22 protein-coding genes are annotated in these 19951 nt (G+C 35.0%); 20 read left to right on the plus strand and 2 right to left on the minus strand.

From position 1 onward, the window contains the following. Positions 1-11: 11 nt before the first annotated feature. From purB to purD, 10 genes are all read left to right on the plus strand, one after another. Positions 12-1310, plus strand: coding sequence for an adenylosuccinate lyase (purB, locus tag BW731_RS09355; protein ID WP_079347602.1), 1299 nt, complete (start codon positions 12-14; stop codon positions 1308-1310). A 192-nt stretch (positions 1311-1502) separates the two neighbouring features. Continuing rightward, entirely contained in the window at positions 1503-2237 is a 735-nt protein-coding gene (purC, locus tag BW731_RS09360) for a phosphoribosylaminoimidazolesuccinocarboxamide synthase (protein WP_079347604.1), read from the plus strand. A gap of 2 nt (positions 2238-2239) precedes the next feature. Continuing rightward, positions 2240-2491, plus strand: a complete 252-nt coding sequence (purS, locus tag BW731_RS09365; protein WP_079347606.1) for a phosphoribosylformylglycinamidine synthase subunit PurS — start codon at positions 2240-2242, stop codon at positions 2489-2491. Between the two features lie 2 nt (positions 2492-2493). Continuing rightward, positions 2494-3174 (plus strand): phosphoribosylformylglycinamidine synthase subunit PurQ, encoded by a 681-nt coding sequence (gene purQ / locus BW731_RS09370; protein ID WP_079347608.1) that lies wholly within the window; start codon positions 2494-2496, stop codon positions 3172-3174. 1 nt (position 3175) lies between these two features. After that, entirely contained in the window at positions 3176-5398 is a 2223-nt protein-coding gene (purL, locus tag BW731_RS09375) for a phosphoribosylformylglycinamidine synthase subunit PurL (RefSeq protein ID WP_079347610.1), read from the plus strand. Further along, entirely contained in the window at positions 5383-6801 is a 1419-nt protein-coding gene (gene purF, locus BW731_RS09380; protein ID WP_079347612.1) for an amidophosphoribosyltransferase, read from the plus strand. Before purL ends, purF begins: the two co-directional genes overlap by 16 nt. 1 nt (position 6802) lies before the next feature. Further along, positions 6803-7849 (plus strand): phosphoribosylformylglycinamidine cyclo-ligase, encoded by a 1047-nt coding sequence (gene purM / locus BW731_RS09385; RefSeq protein ID WP_079347614.1) that lies wholly within the window; start codon positions 6803-6805, stop codon positions 7847-7849. Then, on the plus strand, positions 7846-8424 hold the full coding sequence (gene purN / locus BW731_RS09390; protein WP_079347616.1) for a phosphoribosylglycinamide formyltransferase: 579 nt from the start codon (positions 7846-7848) through the stop codon (positions 8422-8424). Before purM ends, purN begins: the two co-directional genes overlap by 4 nt. Next, positions 8417-9961 carry a bifunctional phosphoribosylaminoimidazolecarboxamide formyltransferase/IMP cyclohydrolase gene (gene purH, locus BW731_RS09395; protein ID WP_079347618.1) on the plus strand — a complete coding sequence of 515 codons (1545 nt, stop codon included), beginning with the start codon at positions 8417-8419 and terminating at the stop codon, positions 9959-9961. Before purN ends, purH begins: the two co-directional genes overlap by 8 nt. Before the next feature lie 14 nt (positions 9962-9975). Beyond that, positions 9976-11229 carry a phosphoribosylamine--glycine ligase gene (gene purD, locus BW731_RS09400; protein ID WP_079347620.1) on the plus strand — a complete coding sequence of 418 codons (1254 nt, stop codon included), beginning with the start codon at positions 9976-9978 and terminating at the stop codon, positions 11227-11229. A gap of 43 nt (positions 11230-11272) precedes the next feature. Here the strand turns inward: purD and BW731_RS09405 are convergent, their stop codons facing one another. Beyond that, entirely contained in the window at positions 11273-11566 is a 294-nt protein-coding gene (locus tag BW731_RS09405; RefSeq protein WP_079347622.1) for a bacteriocin immunity protein, read from the minus strand. Between the two features lie 68 nt (positions 11567-11634). After that, positions 11635-12453 carry a MurR/RpiR family transcriptional regulator gene (locus BW731_RS09410; protein WP_079347624.1) on the minus strand — a complete coding sequence of 273 codons (819 nt, stop codon included), beginning with the start codon at positions 12451-12453 and terminating at the stop codon, positions 11635-11637. A gap of 146 nt (positions 12454-12599) precedes the next feature. Between BW731_RS09410 and BW731_RS09415 the strand changes: the two genes are divergently transcribed. The 10 genes from BW731_RS09415 (at position 12600) to BW731_RS09460 (ending at position 19901) form a co-directional block, all read left to right on the plus strand. Continuing rightward, the gene (locus tag BW731_RS09415; protein WP_079347626.1) at positions 12600-13301 is read left to right on the plus strand and encodes an N-acetylmannosamine-6-phosphate 2-epimerase; all 702 of its coding nucleotides are present in this window, start codon (positions 12600-12602) and stop codon (positions 13299-13301) included. Between the two features lies 1 nt (position 13302). After that, the gene (locus BW731_RS09420; protein ID WP_079347627.1) at positions 13303-14808 is read left to right on the plus strand and encodes a PTS transporter subunit EIIC; all 1506 of its coding nucleotides are present in this window, start codon (positions 13303-13305) and stop codon (positions 14806-14808) included. A 55-nt stretch (positions 14809-14863) separates the two neighbouring features. Further along, positions 14864-15352 carry a PTS sugar transporter subunit IIA gene (locus BW731_RS09425; protein ID WP_079347629.1) on the plus strand — a complete coding sequence of 163 codons (489 nt, stop codon included), beginning with the start codon at positions 14864-14866 and terminating at the stop codon, positions 15350-15352. Between the two features lie 237 nt (positions 15353-15589). Next, positions 15590-16120 carry a YqeG family HAD IIIA-type phosphatase gene (locus BW731_RS09430; protein ID WP_079347631.1) on the plus strand — a complete coding sequence of 177 codons (531 nt, stop codon included), beginning with the start codon at positions 15590-15592 and terminating at the stop codon, positions 16118-16120. Further along, positions 16113-17222 (plus strand): ribosome biogenesis GTPase YqeH, encoded by a 1110-nt coding sequence (gene yqeH, locus BW731_RS09435; protein ID WP_079347633.1) that lies wholly within the window; start codon positions 16113-16115, stop codon positions 17220-17222. The genes BW731_RS09430 and yqeH overlap by 8 nt, the downstream gene beginning before the upstream one ends. 20 nt (positions 17223-17242) lie before the next feature. Further along, on the plus strand, positions 17243-17554 hold the full coding sequence (gene yhbY / locus BW731_RS09440) for a ribosome assembly RNA-binding protein YhbY (RefSeq protein WP_071457264.1): 312 nt from the start codon (positions 17243-17245) through the stop codon (positions 17552-17554). A gap of 10 nt (positions 17555-17564) precedes the next feature. Beyond that, complete coding sequence (locus BW731_RS09445) at positions 17565-18203, plus strand: nicotinate-nucleotide adenylyltransferase (protein WP_079347635.1); 639 nt, start codon at positions 17565-17567, stop codon at positions 18201-18203. Further along, positions 18193-18792: a bis(5'-nucleosyl)-tetraphosphatase (symmetrical) YqeK gene (yqeK, locus tag BW731_RS09450; RefSeq protein WP_079347637.1), complete on the plus strand. Its 600-nt coding sequence runs from the start codon at positions 18193-18195 to the stop codon at positions 18790-18792. Before BW731_RS09445 ends, yqeK begins: the two co-directional genes overlap by 11 nt. Before the next feature lie 27 nt (positions 18793-18819). Next, complete coding sequence (rsfS, locus tag BW731_RS09455) at positions 18820-19161, plus strand: ribosome silencing factor (RefSeq protein WP_211267928.1); 342 nt, start codon at positions 18820-18822, stop codon at positions 19159-19161. After that, a complete protein-coding gene (locus tag BW731_RS09460) occupies positions 19161-19901 on the plus strand; it encodes a class I SAM-dependent DNA methyltransferase (RefSeq protein WP_079347639.1) in 741 nt (246 codons plus the stop codon). Before rsfS ends, BW731_RS09460 begins: the two co-directional genes overlap by 1 nt. Positions 19902-19951: the final 50 nt, after the last annotated feature.

The raw sequence follows: 19951 nt of genomic DNA on the forward strand, positions 1-19951 counted from the left end.
AGGAAAAGACAATGATAGAACGTTATACTCGTAAAGAAATGGGAAATATCTGGTCAGATGACAATCGTTATGCTGCATGGTTAGAAGTTGAAATTTTAGCTGCGGAAGCATGGGCAAGCTTAGGAGAAATTCCTAATGAAGATACTGTGTTGATTAGAGAGAATGCGACGTTTGATATTGATCGTATTTTAGAAATCGAACAAGAAACACGTCATGATGTTGTGGCGTTTACGCGTGCAGTTTCTGAAAGTTTAGGACAAGAGAGAAAATGGGTTCACTACGGCCTAACAAGTACAGACGTTGTTGACACGGCTTATGGTTATTTGATGAAACAAGCTAATGATATTTTACGTAAAGATTTGTCTGAGTTTCTTGAAGTAATAAAAGAAAAAGCGCTAGAGCATAAATACACCGTTATGATGGGGAGAACGCATGGCGTACACGCTGAACCAACGACATTTGGGCTTAAACTAGCATTATGGTATTCAGAAATGAAACGAAACATCGAGCGTTTTGAACATGCTGCTAGTGGTGTTGAAGCCGGTAAAATTAGTGGTGCTGTTGGAACATTTGCTAATACACCACCTGAAGTCGAAGCGTTTGTCTGTGATAAGTTAGGAATTCGCGCGCAAGAGATTTCAACGCAAGTATTGCCTCGTGACCTACATGCTGAATATATTGCAACAATTGCATTAATCGCCACAAGTATTGAAAAATTTGCGACAGAAATCAGAGGATTGCAAAAATCTGAAACACGTGAAGTCGAAGAATTTTTTGCAAAAGGGCAAAAAGGGTCTTCAGCTATGCCACATAAACGTAATCCAATCGGTTCTGAAAACATGACAGGGTTGGCTCGTGTGTTACGTGGACACGTGGTGACAGCTTATGAAAATGTGTCTTTATGGCATGAAAGAGATATCTCTCATTCATCTGCAGAACGTATTATTATTCCAGATTCAACGATTTTATTAGATTATATGTTGCAACGATTTACTAACATTGTTAAAAATTTAACAGTATTCCCTGAGAATATGAAACGTAACATGGGTGCTACGTTTGGCTTGATTTATAGTCAACGTGTGCTATTAAAATTGATTGATAAAGGGATGTCTCGTGAGGAGGCGTATGATTTAGTACAACCAAAAACAGCTATTTCTTGGGATGAACAAACTGATTTTAGACCATTACTAGAAGCTGATGAAAAAATTATGTCTGTCTTATCTAAAGAAGAATTAGACGATGCATTTGATTATAACTATCATTTAAAACATGTTGATGATTTATTTGATAGAGTAGGATTAATAAATTAATGACTGAGGTTCGCGAAATGTTTTTTCGCGGCCTTTTTATTTTGTCTAAAACCACACTAATTAGATTAAAAGCGAACGTTTTAAAGAATGTTTTGTTTTATCGTTAATAATTAATTGACGTTCAAAAAAACTCTTGTTACTATATGTTTATTAAATGAATAATGTTAATAAAATACATACAAATGTTCTCTAATGGAGAAAGGAAGGGAAGAAATGTCAGAATTTTTATATTTAGGCAAGGCTAAAAGCGTACATTCAACAGAAAAAGAAAATGAGTTAAGGTTGGTTTATCTAGATCAGGCAACGGCATTAAATGGTAAAAAGAAAGATGAAATTATTGGTAAAGGTCAATTGAATAATTCAATTAGTTCTGAAGTGTTTCGATATCTATCTTCAAAAGGAGTTGCACATCATTGGATTAAGCAACTTAGTGAGAATGAGCAGTTAGTTAAAGCTGTGACAATAATTCCGCTTGAAGTCGTCGTTCGAAACATTGCAGCAGGGAGTTTTTCAAAACGTTTTGGTATAAAAGAAGGGACGATTCTACCAAAACCAATTCTTGAGTTTTATTATAAAGACGATGACTTGGATGATCCATTTATGAATGAAGATCATATTGATTATTTAGATATTGCAACAAAAGAAGAAGTGGCTTTTATTAAAGAACAATCTTTTACAATTAATGATTGTCTAAAAGAATTGTTTTCATCCATTGGCTTGACATTAGTTGATTTTAAATTAGAGTTTGGACGAGATAGTGACGGACGCATTATTCTAGCAGATGAGGTAACACCAGATACGTGTCGTTTATGGGATGATAAGACGAATAAATCATTGGATAAAGACGTTTACCGAAAAGATACTGGAGATTTGGTGAGTGTATATAAAGAAGTTGAAAAACGATTAAACGAAAGAAAAGGAGAATAATCATGTTTAAAGTAAGAGTGTATGTAAACTACAAAGCATCCATTTTAGATCCACAAGCTGCAGTTATTGAAGGAGCTATCAAACGTTTAGGTGAAAATGGCGTATCAGATATTCGCGTGGGAAAAGTATTTGATTTTGTGATTAAAGCAGATAGCAAACAAGATGCTGAAGCAAAAGTTGATAAGATTAGTGATAATTTATTAGCTAATCCCAACATGGAGAGCTATGACTTTACTGTTACGGAGGTTAACTAATCATGGCAAAATTTGGTGTAGTAGTATTCCCTGGTTCAAATGGTGATCAAGATTTATTGTTAGCTATTCAAGATGTGATTGGTGAAGAAGCCGAATATGTTTCACACAGAGCAACTGACTTGTCAGAGTATGATGTTATTTTATTACCAGGTGGTTTTTCTTATGGTGATTACTTAAGATGTGGGGCTATTGCTAAATCAAGTCCAGTGATGGAAGCAGTAAAACAGTTTGCCAGTGAAGGAAAACTAGTTTTTGGCACATGCAATGGATTCCAAATATTAACAGAGACAGGTCTTTTACCAGGTGTTTTATTAAATAACACATCGCTGAAATTCATTTGTGCCATGCAACCATTAAAAGTGAAGAATAATCAAACAATGTTTACAAATGAATATGAACAAGATGAAATCATTACCTTACCGATTGCTCACGGTGAAGGAAATTACTACTGTGACAATGCAACTTTAAAAGAATTAAAAGAAAACAACCAAATTATTTTTACTTATGAAAAAACAAATCCAAATGGCAGTGCGGAAGACATTGCAGGCATTACAAATAAGGAAGGAAATATTATTGGTTTAATGCCCCATCCAGAACGTGCGATGGAAGATTTATTAGGTAGTTCTGATGGTAAAAAACTATTTCAATCAATCGTAAATCATTTAAGAAAGGTGACGGCATAACATGGTAAAAGCACAAACAATGACTCCAGAAGAAGTGAAAGAATCTAAGATTTATCAAGAATGGGGTTTGAAAGACTCTGAGTATGAGTACATAGCTGATTCGATTTTAGGTCGTTTACCTAACTACACAGAAACAGGTTTGTTTGCTGTCATGTGGAGTGAGCATTGTTCTTATAAAAATAGTAAACCTGTGTTAAAACATTTTCCAACATCGAACCAACATGTTTTACAAGGGCCTGGTGAAGGTGCTGGTATTGTGGATATTGGAGATGGGTTAGCTGTTGTGTTTAAAGCAGAAAGTCACAATCATCCATCAGCGGTTGAACCTTATGAAGGGGCAGCTACAGGAGTTGGTGGAATTATTCGTGATATTTTTAGTATGGGTGCTAGACCGATTGCTATGTTGAATTCTTTACGTTTTGGTGAAATTAAAACCAATCGTACTAAATATTTAATTGAAAAAGTAGTCGCGGGGATTGGTGGCTATGGTAATAGTATTGGGATACCAACTGTTGGTGGCGAGATTGCGTTTGACGCGTGTTATGAAGGAAACCCATTAGTGAATGCGATGTGTGTTGGTTTAATTAGATATGAAGACATCCAAAAAGGACAAGCAAAAGGAATTGGTAATCCAATCATGTACGTTGGAGCAAAAACAGGACGAGATGGGATTCATGGTGCAACGTTTGCGTCAGTTGAGTTTGTAGAAGGTGAAGAACAACAACGTTCTGCGGTACAAGTAGGCGATCCATTCATGGAAAAAGGCTTAATGGAAGCGTGTCTTGATTTGATTTTAAATCATTCAGATTGTTTAGTCGGAATTCAAGATATGGGTGCGGCTGGTTTGGTTTCTTCAAGTTCAGAGATGGCGTCAAAAGCTGGATCAGGATTAGAACTTTACTTAGATGACGTGCCACAACGTGAAACAGACATGACACCTTATGAAATGATGTTATCTGAGTCACAAGAAAGAATGTTACTTTGTATCAAAAAAGGAAAAGAACAACAAGTCATCGAATTATTTGAATCTTACGGTTTAGATGCTGTAACAATTGGTCATGTAACAGATGACAAGCGTTATAAATTATTTTTCCAAGGAGAAAAAGTCGCGGATATTCCTGTTGACTCGTTAGCGGAAGATGCGCCGGTGTATCATAACGAACAAGAAAAACCAAAACGCATCATTGAATTTGAAAAACAAGAAGCATATAAACCTAAAATAAAAGACTTTAAACAAACAACATTATCTCTTTTAGCTCAACCAACTATTGCGTCAAAACAATCATTATACGAAACTTATGACTCACAAGTTCGTACTAATACTGTTGTGGGTCCTGGTAGTGATGCTGCTGTCCTACGTGTAAGAGGAACACAAAAAGCTCTTGCGATGACAACTGATTGTAATGCGAGATACTTGTATTTAGATCCAAAAGAAGGCGGAAAAATGGCGGTGAGTGAAGCAGCTAGAAATATTGTGGCAAGTGGGGCAAGACCATTAGCTATTACAGACTGTTTAAACTTTGGTTCACCAGAAAAACCTGAAGGATTCTATGAGTTAGATCAAGCAGCAAGAGGAATTGCTCAAGCGTGTGAAGCATTTGATACGCCCGTTATTTCAGGTAATGTTTCGTTATACAATGAAACGAATAATCAGTCTATCTACCCAACACCTATGATAGGAATGGTTGGCGTAGTTGATGATTTATCCCATGTTACAACTCAAGATTTTAAAGAAGCATCAGATTTGATTTATGTGTTAGGTGAAACGAATGCTGATTTTTCAGGTAGCGAAATTCAAAAATTATTAACTGGTAAGATTTCAGGGACTATATCAGCTGTTGATTTAGAAGAAGAAGTGGTCATTCAAGCTAAATTATTACAAGCTATTCAATCAGGTTATGTAAAAAGTGCTCATGACTGTGCTGAAGGTGGACTATTAATTAGTGTGATTGAATCAACATTTGGAAATGGATTAGGTGTTGATATTAAGACGAACCTAGCAACAGAATTAGTGTTTGCCGAGACATCAGGACGATTCGTTGTCAGCGTGTCACCTGAATATAAAGATGCATTTGAATCTGTATTAAAGAAAGATGCTACTTTATTAGGAAAAGTGACAAATGATGGTGTGATAAAAGTTAGTACAGCCGACGATTCATTAGAATTACCAGTTGCAAAAGCCAAAGAAGTATGGGAGGAAGCAATACCATGTCTCATGAAATAAAAGGGATAAATGAAGAATGTGGTGTGTTTGGTGTATGGAACCATAAAGATGCCAGTCAAATGACTTATTATGGCTTACATAGTTTACAACATAGAGGACAAGAAGGTGCAGGGATTGTGTCATTAGAGAACAATCGCCTGCATGGTCATCGAGGATTAGGGTTATTGCATGAGGTATTTGCTAACCCTGATTTATTAACACAATTAAAAGGCCACTCTGCGATTGGTCATGTGCGTTATGGAACAAGTGGCGAGGGAGATATTATTAACATTCAGCCCTTTTTATTTCGCTTTTACAATGCTGAAATTGCATTAGCTCATAATGGAAATTTGATTAATGCTAAAACGTTACGTAAAGAATTAGAAGAAGATGGGGCTATTTTTCATTCTAATTCTGATACAGAAATCTTGATGCACTTAATTCGTCGTAGTAATAAAGACACATTCATCGACAAATTATCTGAAGCGTTGAATATTGTCAAAGGTGGGTTCGCTTATTTACTGCTAACTGATGACGCCATGTACGCGACTCTTGATCCAAATGCATTTCGACCGTTATCAGTTGGTCGTTTATCAAATGGGGCTTATGTTGTATCAAGTGAAACGTGTGCTTTAGATACAATTGGTGCAAAGTTTGTCAGAGATGTCGAACCTGGTGAAATTATTGAGATTAGCGATAACGGATTAAAAAGCTACCGGTACACTGATGAGACGATGTATTCAATTTGTTCAATGGAGTACATTTACTTTGCACGACCTGATTCAAATATTAAAGGAATTAATGTTCACTCTGCTCGTAAACGCATGGGAAAAACACTAGCTAAAGAACATCCAGTTGAAGCAGATATGGTCATTGGTGTGCCTAATAGTTCTCTTTCAGCGGCTAGTGGGTATGCTGAAGCAAGTTCTATTCCTTATGAAATGGGATTAGTAAAAAACCAATATGTCGCTAGAACGTTTATTCAACCAACACAAGAACTGCGAGAAGAAGGTGTTAGATTAAAACTGTCTGCTGTTCGGGGTGTTGTGGAAGGAAAACGTGTGATTTTAGTGGATGATTCAATCGTTCGTGGGACGACATCAAAACGTATTGTTCGTTTGTTAAAAGAAGCTGGTGCAAAAGAAGTTCATGTTAGAATATCATCACCTCCATTAGCATATCCATGTTTTTATGGGATTGATATTCAAACAAAAGAAGAATTAATTGCTGCAAATTATTCAACAGATAAAATGAGAGAAATTATTGAAGCTGATTCGTTAGAATTTTTAACTGAAGAAGGATTAATTAACTCGATAGGATTAAAGTTAGATGCCCCTTATAACGGGTTATGTATGGCGTATTTCAATGGTGATTACCCAACACCTTTATATGATTATGAATACAGAGAAAACAAGGAGGACTAATATGTCAACAGCATATGAAAAATCAGGAGTCAATGTTGAAGCAGGATATGAAGTCGTAGAAAGAATTAAAGCTCACACAAAACGAACTGAACGCTTAGGTATGATGAGTGCATTAGGTGGATTTGGTGGCTGTTTTGATTTAAGTCAGTATCATGTGAAAGAGCCTGTCCTTGTTTCTGGAACAGATGGTGTGGGAACAAAATTAATGGTTGCCATTGAAGCAGACAAACATAACACAATTGGGATTGATTGTGTTGCCATGTGTGCAAACGACATTTTAGCTCAAGGAGCGGAACCTTTGTTCTTTTTAGATTATATTGCTACAGGAAAAACCTATCCTGAAAAAATCGAAAAAATTGTTGAAGGTGTAGCTAATGGCTGTGTGGAATCTAAAATGGCTTTAATTGGTGGCGAAACAGCTGAGATGCCTGATATGTATGGTGAAAACGATTATGATTTAGCTGGATTTGCGGTGGGATTGGCAGAAAAATCAGAATTAATCGATTCATCGACTATTTCTGAAGGTGATGTGTTAATCGGTATTGCATCAAGTGGGATTCATTCAAATGGTTTTTCACTAGTCAGACAAATTTTATTTAAAGATAATGATTTTTCTTTAGATACAGTCTTAGATGAGTTAAATGGAAAAACTTTAGGTGATGTGTTATTAACGCCAACAAAACTCTATATAAAAAGTGTTTTACCATTAATTAAAATGCAAAAAATTAAAGGTATTGCTCATATTACGGGTGGAGGCTTCTATGAAAATATTCCTAGAATGTTACCAGATAATATATCAGCCACTATAACAAAAGGCACGTGGCCGGTACTACCTATTTTTGATTGTTTACAAAAACTTGGAAATATCAGCGAAAAAGATATGTTTAGTACATTTAATATGGGAATTGGTATGGTGCTGGCAGTTGATAAAACAGATGCTCAGACAGTTGTAGATTATATCAATGCTCATGATGAACATGCTTATACAATTGGACAAGTTGAACTAGGTGCGACAGGATCTGTTCACATTAAAGGAGAGAGTCGATGAGATTTGCCATTTTTGCTTCAGGAAACGGATCAAATTTTGAAGCAATAGTTAAAGCGAGTCAACAAGGAAATATTGCGGGAACATTGGTCTGTTTATTTTGTGATAAAAAAGATGCCTACGTGATTGAACGAGCAAAAAAGTATGACGTGCCTTATTTTGTGATGGAAAAAAAGGCGAATCAGACAAAAGAAGCGTATGAACAAAATATTTTGACGATGCTAGAAAATGAAGACATAGATTTCATTGTGTTAGCAGGCTATATGAAAATTATCGGCCCAACACTATTGAATCAATATAAAAAGAAAATCATTAACTTGCATCCATCCTTATTACCAAAATATCCGGGAAATAAAAGCATAAAAGAAGCATATGATAGTACTGATGAAAAGACTGGTGTGACGATTCATTTAGTTGATGAAGGTGTGGATACTGGCCCCATTATCTATCAAGAAAGTGTAGCGATTAACCGCGAGCTTTCTTTAGAAGAATTTGAGGAAGAGATGCATCAATTAGAGCATCATGTATTACCAATTATTTTAAATCAATTTATCTTGGGGGAATTTAAGAATGTCTAAAAAGCGTGCACTCATTAGCGTTTATGATAAAACTGGTGTAGCAGATTTTGCAAAAGAGTTAGTTAAGTTAGGATATGACATTATTTCAACAGGCGGCACAAAACGAATACTTGAATCTGAGGGAATTAAGTGTTTGAGTGTGGAAGAAGTAACGAAGTTTCCAGAGATGCTTGATGGACGAGTAAAAACACTGCATCCATTTATTCATGGAGGATTATTAGCTAGACGTGATAATCCAGAACACATGAACACATTAAAAGAGCACAAAATAGAGACAATTGATTTAGTGTGTGTCAATTTGTATCCATTTAAAGAAACCATTGCTCAACCCAATGTGACACAAAATGAAGCGATTGAACAAATTGATATTGGTGGCCCGAGTATGTTACGAAGTGCCGCGAAAAACTTTGCTAGTGTGACGGTTGTTGTTGATAATAGTGATTATGAGATTGTTTTAAACGAATTGAGTGAAGCAGGGGACACAACACTTAAAACAAGGCAATCATTAGCAGCAAAAGTATTTGCAACGACATCAGACTATGATGCAAGCATCGCTAATTACTTATCAGAAGAAAATGATGAAAAAGGGTTACCGAACCAATTGTCACTAAACTATACAAAAGTCGATACTTTAAGATATGGTGAAAACAATCATCAAAAAGCGTATTTCTATCAATCAGATGATAATAAATCAGAAATTGGAATAGGAACAGCAAAACAATTACATGGGAAAGAATTATCTTATAACAACTATAAAGATACTAATGCAGCGATACATTTAGTCAAAGAATTTGATGAACCAACAGTGGTTGCTGTGAAACATATGAATCCGTGTGGTGTTGGTTTTGGAAAAACGATACATGAAGCTTACAATCTAGCTTATGAAAGTGATCCGATTTCGATTTTTGGTGGCGTACTAGCTTTTAATCGTGAAATTGATGCTGATTTGGCTGAAAGTTTAAATCAATTGTTTTTAGAAATTATTATTGCCCCAAGTTTTACAGCTGACGCTTTAGAGATATTAGAGAAAAAGAAAAATCGTCGTTTGCTTCAATTAGACACAACGAAACCAAACCAATCTGAGTGGGAATTAGTTAGTGTTTCAGGTGGGTTACTAGTACAAGAATCTGACACTGAAATTGATGATGAGACAGAATGGACAGTTGTTACGGAGACATTACCAACAGCTGAAGACATTGATGCATTAAAAAAAATGTGGCTAGTGGTTAAATCTGTAAAAAGTAATGCGATTGTTGTGGGTAACGCTCGCCATACATTAGGTATTGGTGCTGGACAAATGAATCGTGTCGGTTCAGTAAAATTAGCAGTAGATCAAGCAGGTGATTTAGCAAAAGGAGCTGTATTAGCTAGTGATGCGTTCTTCCCAATGCCTGATAGTGTGGAATACGCAGCAAAACATGGGATAAAAGCAATCATACACCCAGGTGGTAGTGTGAAAGACCAAGAATCAATTGATGTAGCAAATGAGTATGGTATTGCAATGATTGTCACTGGAACAAGACATTTCAAACATTAAGAGGAGAAGACTTGATGAAAAGAAAACTATTGGTAATTGGTAGTGGTGGACGCGAGCATGCGATTGGTAAAAAATTATTACAAAGTCCACTAGTTGAAACAGTCTATTGTTTACCGGGAAACGCAGGAATGGTCATAGATGGGATTCAGTTAGTAGATGGAAACGAAAGTGATCAAGAATTTATTGCATCATTTTGTCAGGAGAAAGAGATTAGTTGGGTATTTGTCGGACCTGAAGTGCCTTTAATAGATGGATTAGTCGATTTTTTAGAGACAAAAGGGATTAAAGCGTTTGGACCTAAAAAAAATGCAGCCATTATTGAAGGTTCAAAAGATTTTGCAAAACAACTAATGGCAAAATATGATATTCCAACGGCAAATTATGAAACATTTACCGATAGAGATGATGCAATTGCCTATTTATCAACACAGGAATTACCGATTGTCATCAAAGCAGATGGATTAGCTGCAGGTAAAGGTGTTGTGATTGCAGAAACCATTGAAGAAGCAACACAAGCTGTTGATGATAATTTATTAAATAATGTTTTTGATAGTGAAGAACCTAAAATTGTGATTGAAGAGTTTTTAGTTGGTAAGGAATTTTCTTTATTGTCATTTGTGGGAGAATCTTTTGTGTATCCAATGGTTGCAGCGAAAGACCACAAAGCAATTTTTGATGGAGACAAAGGACCAAATACTGGTGGGATGGGTGTATACAGTCCAGTACCATATGTGACAGATTCAGTGTATCAAGAGTCACTATCAAAAATAGTTTACCCGACAGTAGACGCAATGAAAAAAGAAGGAAGAACTTTCCAAGGGATTTTATATACTGGATTAATCATTACAAAAGATGGTCCGAAAGTCATTGAATATAATGCTCGATTTGGAGATCCTGAAACACAAGTATTACTTGAGAGATTAGAAACAGATTTAGTTGAAGTAATCGAATCTATTTTTGATGATAAATCAATAGAAGTTTCTTGGAAAGATACTGGATTTGACTTAGGTGTTGTTGTCTCTGCAAAAGGGTATCCAAATAGTTATGAAAAAGGAAGGCCTTTACACATTGATACAACGAATAAAGAAGTGAACCTTTTCTTTGCAGGAGTTGCAAGTAAAAATGATTCTCTTGTCTCAAATAGTGGCCGAGTATTTATGGCTGAAAGTAGTGGAGCAACACTCGAAGAAGCGAGAGGAAAAGTATATGGTTGGTTATCTGAGCAACAGTTAACTGATTTTTATTATCGAACAGATATTGGAAAATAAAACAAGCTGACTAGGACTATCTTAACCTGGTCAGCTTGTTTTATTATTTTAACTTATTGCCAAAAACACTAATTAATCCGCCACCCAAATTATTATTAGTATAGGGATAATTTGTGATAGTCAGATACAATTCACCGGTTTCTTTTGATAACTGTCCACTTATAGCTAATGGAGTAAGTGACGCTCTTAAATCAGAAACGACACGTGGTAAGTAGCTGTTATTCTCAAGAGTTGTTTTAGCTTTTGTTAGTATCGCTTTTTCATTTTTGGGAATTTCTTTAAGTATCAGCTTATCAATACAACATATAAACTCCTTGTTAGACATTTGTTTTTGCATGAAATATCCTCTTTTCGTTTTTATGATAATATTACGACATGTTTTACTCTGTGTAGTAATAAAAGTTATTATTCTAGCCGTTTGTCAATAATGGAACGTAGTACTTTTTCTCTTAACTCAAGCGAATCAACATTATACTTAATTTCATATCCTTTAATTAGTAAATCACAAATATATAATTGGGACATTTTACCGGCAATTGATCCTCCATCTAAAAATTCATCAACAGTTGTTTGAAGTACAACATCTGCTAATTGAGCGATTGGTGATAATAAATAATTTGTAATAGCAATAATTGTTGCCTGATTTTGTTTCGCGATTTTTAAAGAATCATAGGTGTCCTTAGTCTTACCAGAAAGAGATAATCCAATCACCAAATCTTCTTTGGTTAGTAATGAGGCAATTTGTGCTTGTAAATGGGGATCAATACTTGCATTAGATTGAAGGCCAACTCTTAAAAACATAGATTCTAAATCATTGGCTGTATTCCCGCTTGATCCCATGCCAAAAATATGAATGTTTTTGGCCGAACTTAGAAGATTAATGGCTGTATCTAAAGCATGATTATCTAATATCTTTTCTGTCATTTTTAACGTATGAGCCAAATTAGTAGCAAAATCACTGTAGAAAAAGGTCGAATTATTTTGTTTTTTTTTGTTGGTGAAGTCTTCTTTAGCAATTTCTATTTTTAAGTCAGTAAAGCCAGAAAATCCTAATTTTTGACAAAATCGAATTATTGTAGCGTCTCCAACACCTGTTTCTTGTTTGACTTCACTCATTGTAGAATGGATAATTTTTTCATTAGTGGTTGTAATATAATCAGCAATTTTTTTCTCTGATTTAGTTAATGTTTCGTAATGATCCTGCAATAGCTGTTTAAAGCTCATAATAACCCTCCGTCAATATAGTTACTGTTATAAGTATACGATAAAAAAAATAAATTGACTAATCTATTTACATTTATGAAAACGTATGCTAAATTAATTTTGGAGAATAAATCCGAAATAAATTAAAAACGGAGCGAAAGTGGAGTATGAAGAAAGAAGAATTTTTATCGCAAATTCATAAAGGCTTAATTGTTTCCTGTCAAGCATTACCGGGAGAACCCCTATATACTAAAGAAGGTGGTGTAATGCCTTTATTGGCTTTAGCAGCAAAGGAAGCTGGAGCAGTTGGAATCAGAGCAAATTCAGTTAGAGATATTCAACAGATTAAAGAAAAAGTTGATTTGCCAGTCATTGGTATTATTAAGCGAGATTACTTACCTGAGAAACCTTTTATCACAGCAACTATGAAAGAGGTAGATGAATTAGTAGAAACAGGTGTAGAGGTTATTGCTTTAGACTGTACGTTAAGACAACGTCATGATGGCTTAACGATTAATGAATTTATTAAACAAATAAAAGAAAAATATCCACAACAACTATTTATGGCAGATATCGCTACATTAGAAGAGGGGATAAATGCCCATAAAGCAGGGATTGATTTTATTGGGACAACACTTTGTGGCTATACAGAAGAGAGTAAGGATATGGTCGTACCAAATGATGATTTAATTAAATCATTGATTGAATGCGGAGCTAATGTAATAGCTGAAGGACAAATACATACACCAGAAGTAGCAAAACGTATCATGGATTTAGGCGTGAGTGGCCTAGTCGTTGGTGGTGCAATTACACGTCCAAAAGAGATAGCAACTCGTTTTATTAACGAATTAAATAAGGAGGAAAACTAATATGTTTAAAAAATTCTCTCAATTGGGTAGAGCATTTATGTTACCAATATCGATTTTACCAGTAGCAGGGTTGTTACTTGGTTTAGGTGGTGCGTTAACAAATGAAAGTGCTGTGGCTGCCTATCCATTTTTAAATCAAGGTTGGTTACAAACGATATTGACTGTGATGAGTTCAGCAGGAAATGCCGTATTTGCTAACTTAGCATTAATTTTTGCTATTGGTATTTCTGTTGGGTTAGCTAAGGGAGACAAAGGAACAGCTGGATTAGCTGGTGGTGTAGCCTTTCTAGTTTATACAGCAACTATTAGTGGATTATTACAATTATTTTCAGCAGAAGGTGCCACGATTGATACAGGGGTTGTTGGGTCAATCGTTATAGGTGTCACTGTTGCTACGCTACATAATAAATATCGTAAAATTCAATTACCACAATTTTTAGGTTTTTTTGGTGGGTCAAGGTTTATTCCAATCGTTTCATCTTTTGCTGCAATTATTATAGGTAGTTTCTTTTATATTATTTGGCCACCAATTCAAGATGCGTTAGTTGTCGCAGGAAATCACATTGCTGATATGGGAAGTATCGGAACGTTTTTCTACGGGTTCTTATTACGTTTAACTGGTGCAGTTGGACTACATCATACGATTTACCCAATGTTTTGGTATACCTCTCTTGGTGGTAGTGAAGTTGTGGCAGGTCAAACGATTTCAGGTGCACAAAATATCTTTTTCGCTCAGTTAGCTGATCCTCAACATACAGGATTATTTACTTATGGAACTCGATTCTTTGCAGGTCGTTTTATTACAATGATGTTTGGGTTACCTGCTGCTTGTTATGCTATGTATCGTGCTATTCCGAAAGCTAATAGGGAAAAAAATGGCGGATTATATTTTAGTGGAGCTTTGACATCGTTTTTGACAGGTATTACAGAACCAGTTGAATACATGTTCTTATTTGTTGCACCATGGTTATACGTCATTCACGCATTTCTGGATGGATTAGCCTTTTACTTTGCTGATATTTTAAATATTCGTATAGGTAATTCTTTTTCCGGTGGATTAATCGACTTTTTATTATTTGGTTTACTTCAAGGCGAAGATAAAACAAATTGGATAAAAGTAATTCCTTTAGGGTTGTTATGGGCAGTTATATACTACTTAGTCTTCACTGTATGCATTAAAAAATTCCATGTAGCCATTCCAGGAATGGAAGAAGCAAGTAGTACGTTAAATGAAGCTGATGTAGTGGATAAAAATAGTACATTGCATGAAGAAGCGGTACAAATTATTGAAATTTTAGGAACTGAAGAAAACATCGAATCTGTTACTGCTTGTGCAACACGCTTGAGAGTTTCTGTGAAAGATAGTCAAAAAGTTCAAGTAGAGGTGTTCAAAACGCTAGGAGCTACAGCTGTATTTGAAGTTCAAGGTGGAATACAAGCTGTTTATGGTGGTAAAGCCGATTTGTTAAGTCAAGAAATTAATCAAATTTTAGGATTAGATGAATAAATTTATTTTTAGCCGAATAAATGAGTGAATAGCGAGAATAATTGAGGTGATATAAATGTTTAAGATGTTTCAAAAGAAAGAAAAAACAATGCCGATTTATGCTGTAGCAACAGGTAAATTAATTGAATTAGCTGAAGTGTCTGATGAGATGTTTTCTCAAAAGTTGATGGGAGATGGTTTTGCAGTTTTACCAACAGATGGGAATGTGTCATCACCTATAGATGGAAAAGTAATGTCTGTTTTTCCAACGAAACATGCTATCACATTGGAAACAAATGATGGCTTAGAGTGTTTAATTCATATGGGGGTTGATACGGTTGAATTAAACGGAGAACCATTTACTATCCATGTTCAGGAAGGGGATAATGTATCTTCAGAGACGAGATTAGCAACTATCGATTTAGATAAACTAAAATCAGCAAGTAAACATGCAGATATTATCGTTGTTTTTCCAAATTATGCCGAAAAAATTAAATTAATGACAATGAACACGTTAAAGCAAGTTGTTTCAACAGATCAAATAGGCAAGCTAATTTTAAAATAAATTTGTTTTATTCATGGCTCTATAAAAGTAATGAATCAAATAAAGAAATGGTATATCTAGCACACTAAGAGTTAAGTGAATCATTCTGACTTTTAGTGTGTTTTTTTAATTAGAGACTTCTTTTTTTTCGATAGAAATTAATTAATCGTAACGGATGAAATATCATTAAAAATAGCGTATAATAGCAATTGACGTAGAGTGCCTAGGAGCCTCTATTTTTTTTGAAAGGAAGAAACTATGTTTAATCAATATAAACCGACATGGATGGTAGATAAAATTTACAATATTACGCCTGCGCAATTGAAGTCAAAAGGAATTGATGCAGTGTTGACTGACTTAGACAACACTTTAATTGCTTGGAATAATCCTGATGGAACGCCTGAGTTATTGGAATGGATTAAAAGTATGAAAGAAGCTAATATTCCAGTGATTGTCGTGTCTAATAATAAAGCATCACGAATTGAACGAGCTGTTAATTCGCTAGGTCTTGATTATGTGTCACGAGCAATGAAACCTTTTAACAAAGGATTTAAGGAAGTTGAAAGACGCTATAATTTACCGAATAAACATCTAGTGATGATTGGTGACCAGTTGATGACGGATATTAAAGGAGCTAATAGTGCTGGTATTCGTACTATATTAGTAAAACCGATTGTTGAAACCGACGCTTGGAACACCCAGTTTAATCGTGCGATGGAAAAGAAAATAATGTCTTATTTATTAAAAAAACATCCAGATATGAAATGGAGGACGTCATTGAATGACTGATGAACTAAAATGTATAGGGTGTGGCTCAACTATACAAACTGAAGATGCAAATAAAATAGGTTATACACCTCAATCTGCTTTAGACAAAGGAATGGAATCTGGTGAGTTATATTGTCAAAGATGTTTTCGTTTAAGACATTATAATGAGATTCAAGATGTGGATTTAACGGACGCTGATTTCTTAGCCTTGTTAAATAAAATTGGTGACACAGATGCATTAATTGTAAATGTTGTTGATATCTTTGATTTTAACGGTAGCTTAATTCCAGGCCTACACCGTTTTGCAGGAGATAATCCCGTGTTATTAGTAGGAAATAAAGCAGACATATTACCTAAGTCTTTGAAGAAACCCCGTTTAATTCAATGGATGAAAGAACGTGCTCATGAAGCTGGTTTACGTCCAATAGACGTGACGTTAACTAGTGCAAAACGCAAACAGGATATTCAGGAGTTTTTAGAATTAATAGACAAATATCGTGATGGACGAGATGTTTACATCGTTGGTGTGACAAATGTTGGTAAGTCAACATTGATTAATGAAATTATCAGACAATCAGCAGGAGTTGATAATGTCATTACAACGTCTCAATTTCCTGGAACGACACTTGACTTGATTGAGATTCCATTTGAAGATGGTAGTTGTTTAATAGATACACCTGGTATTATTCATCGTCATCAAATGGCACACTATTTAGGGAAAAAAGATTTACGTTTGGTATCACCAACTAAAGAAATCAAACCCAAAGTGTATCAGTTAAATGCAGGACAAACACTCTTTTTAGGTGGTCTTGCTCGTTTTGATGTGATTCAAGCTGAAAAGATGGGCTTTATTGCTTATGTATCTAACGATTTAATGATTCATCGTACAAAACTTGAAACAGCGACAGAGTTTTATAAAAAACATGTCGGTGGATTGTTACAACCACCTAGAGAAGATGAAGTAGAAGAATTTCCAGAGCTTGTTCGGTTTGAATTCTCTGTAAAAGAAAAGACAGATTTAGTATTTGCTGGACTTGGTTGGGTTACTATACCAAAACCATGTGTCATTGCAGGATGGGCACCAAAGGGCGTTGATGTTATCATCAGAAAAGCCTTGATTTAAGAAAGAGGGATAAAACATATATGGAATTACGTGGAAAACAAAAAAGATTTTTAAGAAGTCAAGCACATCACTTAGATCCAATCGTACAAATTGGTAAAAATGGCTTAACTGATACAGTATATGATCAGGTAGATGATATTTTAGAAAGACGTGAATTGATTAAAATAACGTTATTACAAAATACTGATGAAGATATTCAAGACGTTGCTTGGCGTATGGAAGAAGAACTTGATTGTGCGGCTGTTCAAATAATTGGACGCATTATAGTTCTATTTAGACCTTCTTCAAAAGAAAAATACCAAAAATTATCACCTCTTGTCAGAAAAATGTAGGAGTAGAGCTATGTCAACTCATGTAGATAACCATACAATCGTACACGAAAAAACTGAAATGATTAATGAGCCAAGAAAACGAGTTGGGATGTTAGGTGGAGGGTTTAATCCAGTTCATCTAGGGCATTTGGTGATGGCTGAACAGGTGTATGCCCAACTAGCTTTAGATGAGTTTTATCTCATGCCAACTTATCAACCACCACATGTTGACAAAAAGACAGTGATTGATGCAAGCCACCGAGTTGCCATGTTAGAATTAGCAACAAAATCAAATCCTCATCTTAAGGTTGAATTAGAAGAAGTATATCGTGAAGGAAAAAGTTATACGTTTGATACGATGGAGTCTTTAATTGCAAAAAATCCAAATACGGATTATTATTTTGTTATAGGCGGAGATATGGTTGACTACTTACCAAAATGGTATAAAATTGATGAGTTAATGAAGATGATTCAATTTGTTGCGATTAAAAGGAGTGGTTTTCCACAAACATCTGATTACCCATTAATATGGGTCGATTCTCCAAGGATGGATATCAGCTCTTCTTTGATACGACAAAATATTCAAAGAGGATGCCCAATTAAGTATTTAGTACCTGATAACGTGATTGACTATATACAAAAAAAGGATTTGTATCGCCATGACAACTGAGTTAGTTTATAGCAAACAATATACTGATTTAACTCGTGAAGACTTAATGCAAAAAGTATCTGAACAAATGTCTGATAAACGATTTCAGCATGTGTTACGAGTAGAAAAAAAAGCATTGGAATTAGCGAATAACTATCAAATTGATAAAGAAAAAGCAAGTATCGCAGCGTTAACTCATGATTACGCAAAGGAAAGACCTGATGAAGAGATGATGGATATCATCCAAAACGAAGGTTTTTCTCGTGAATTATTGGAATATGGAAATGCGATATGGCACGGTATACTAGGTGCTTATCTGGTCAAAACAGAATTAGGTATAGCTGACCAAGAGATTCTTGATGCGATAATGTTACATACGACTGGCGCTAAAGAGATGAGTGATTTGGCTAAGGTGATTTATGTGGCGGATTATATTGAGGATGGTCGTGATTTTCCTGGTGTTGTCGAGGCAAGAGAAAGTGCAGAAAGAAGTTTAGATGAAGCTGTTTCATATGAGACATATAACACCTTAACTTATTTATTAAAAAGTAAAAAGAAAATATACCCAAAAACATTAGAAACATACAATTATTGGGTTGTAAGTCATTAGGAGGGATTCATTATTAATAGTGAGCAGATTTTAGAATTAGTAGTAAAGGCAGCAGATGACAAACGTGCAGAGGATATCGTGGGATTAGATGTATCAAAGGTGTCTCTTTTAGCAGATTATTTCGTGATTTGTCATGGGAATAGTGATAAGCAAGTATTAGCAATTGCAAAAGAAATTATTGACGAAGCGTATAAACATGAGGTTGATGTGAGACGTGTTGAAGGAAAAGAGTCAGCTCGTTGGATTTTAATTGATTTAGGTGATGTCATTGCACATATTTTCTACGGAGAAGAACGTGAATTTTATAATCTAGAAAAATTATGGTCAGATGCACCACTTGTTAATATCGATCATATGGTAGTTAGCTAATGACAATTTATAAAACGTTCGCTAAGATTTATGATGAGGTCATGGACGAAACGTTATATGAAGATTGGTTGAATTTTACAATGCGTCATATTGGCGAGTCACAAAAAAATATTTTAGAACTTGCGTGTGGTACAGGCATATTATCTGTTGAATTAGCCAATATCGGTCATCAGGTGACAGGCCTTGATTTGTCTGAAGAGATGATTGAATTAGCGAAAGAACGAACAACAGAAGCTGATGACTTGTTATCTTTTGAAGTTGGAGATATGCTAGATTTGAAGAAAACAAATCAGTATGATATGGTGACGTGTTTTTCAGATTCGTTGTGTTACATGCCAGATGAAGAAGCAGTTCAGACTGTTTTTAATGAAGTGAATCGTGCGTTGAAATCAGGTGGGATATTTTTATTTGATGTTCATTCTATTTTTAAAATGGAGCATGAATTTCCAGAATATAGTTATCATTATCAAACGGATGAATTTGCTTTTTTATGGGAAAGTTATCCAGGAGATGTGCCTTATAGTATTGAACACTTTTTGACGTTTTTTGTAAAAGAAACAGAAGAAGAGGACATCTTTAAACGCTATGATGAACTGCATGAAGAACGTACTTATTCAATCGAAACATATGAAAAAATGCTTTCTAAATCAGGGTTTACTGATATTAAAGTCGTCGCTGACTTTACAGATAACAAACCAAATGACGAAAGTACACGTTGGTTTTTCATTTGTCAAAAATAATTATGTAGCTTAGAGACTCGTTCTCTGAGCTATTTTAATACGTTGGGAGT

The sequence above is a fragment of the Vagococcus martis genome (genome assembly GCF_002026305.1).
In the GTDB taxonomy this organism is placed as follows: Bacteria; Bacillota; Bacilli; order Lactobacillales; family Vagococcaceae; genus Vagococcus; species Vagococcus martis.

Bases quoted from the DNA above. Each gene is read 5' to 3' on its own strand.
- BW731_RS09420 (WP_079347627.1), top strand. From the start codon at position 13,303: ATGTTTAAAAAATTCTCTCAATTGGGTAGAGCATTTATGTTACCAATA.
- BW731_RS09430 (WP_079347631.1), top strand. From the start codon at position 15,590: ATGTTTAATCAATATAAACCGACATGGATGGTAGATAAAATTTACAAT.
- BW731_RS09415 (WP_079347626.1), top strand. From the start codon at position 12,600: ATGAAGAAAGAAGAATTTTTATCGCAAATTCATAAAGGCTTAATTGTT.
- purB (WP_079347602.1), top strand. From the start codon at position 12: ATGATAGAACGTTATACTCGTAAAGAAATGGGAAATATCTGGTCAGAT.
- BW731_RS09425 (WP_079347629.1), top strand. From the start codon at position 14,864: ATGTTTAAGATGTTTCAAAAGAAAGAAAAAACAATGCCGATTTATGCT.
- purQ (WP_079347608.1), top strand. From the start codon at position 2,494: ATGGCAAAATTTGGTGTAGTAGTATTCCCTGGTTCAAATGGTGATCAA.
- BW731_RS09410 (WP_079347624.1), bottom strand. From the start codon at position 12,453: ATGAGCTTTAAACAGCTATTGCAGGATCATTACGAAACATTAACTAAA.
- yqeH (WP_079347633.1), top strand. From the start codon at position 16,113: ATGACTGATGAACTAAAATGTATAGGGTGTGGCTCAACTATACAAACT.
- purN (WP_079347616.1), top strand. From the start codon at position 7,846: ATGAGATTTGCCATTTTTGCTTCAGGAAACGGATCAAATTTTGAAGCA.
- BW731_RS09460 (WP_079347639.1), top strand. From the start codon at position 19,161: ATGACAATTTATAAAACGTTCGCTAAGATTTATGATGAGGTCATGGAC.
- purM (WP_079347614.1), top strand. From the start codon at position 6,803: ATGTCAACAGCATATGAAAAATCAGGAGTCAATGTTGAAGCAGGATAT.
- purC (WP_079347604.1), top strand. From the start codon at position 1,503: ATGGAGAAAGGAAGGGAAGAAATGTCAGAATTTTTATATTTAGGCAAG.
- BW731_RS09445 (WP_079347635.1), top strand. From the start codon at position 17,565: ATGTCAACTCATGTAGATAACCATACAATCGTACACGAAAAAACTGAA.
- yqeK (WP_079347637.1), top strand. From the start codon at position 18,193: ATGACAACTGAGTTAGTTTATAGCAAACAATATACTGATTTAACTCGT.
- purH (WP_079347618.1), top strand. From the start codon at position 8,417: ATGTCTAAAAAGCGTGCACTCATTAGCGTTTATGATAAAACTGGTGTA.
- purL (WP_079347610.1), top strand. From the start codon at position 3,176: ATGGTAAAAGCACAAACAATGACTCCAGAAGAAGTGAAAGAATCTAAG.
- yhbY (WP_071457264.1), top strand. From the start codon at position 17,243: ATGGAATTACGTGGAAAACAAAAAAGATTTTTAAGAAGTCAAGCACAT.
- purS (WP_079347606.1), top strand. From the start codon at position 2,240: ATGTTTAAAGTAAGAGTGTATGTAAACTACAAAGCATCCATTTTAGAT.
- purF (WP_079347612.1), top strand. From the start codon at position 5,383: ATGTCTCATGAAATAAAAGGGATAAATGAAGAATGTGGTGTGTTTGGT.
- purD (WP_079347620.1), top strand. From the start codon at position 9,976: ATGAAAAGAAAACTATTGGTAATTGGTAGTGGTGGACGCGAGCATGCG.
- BW731_RS09405 (WP_079347622.1), bottom strand. From the start codon at position 11,566: ATGCAAAAACAAATGTCTAACAAGGAGTTTATATGTTGTATTGATAAG.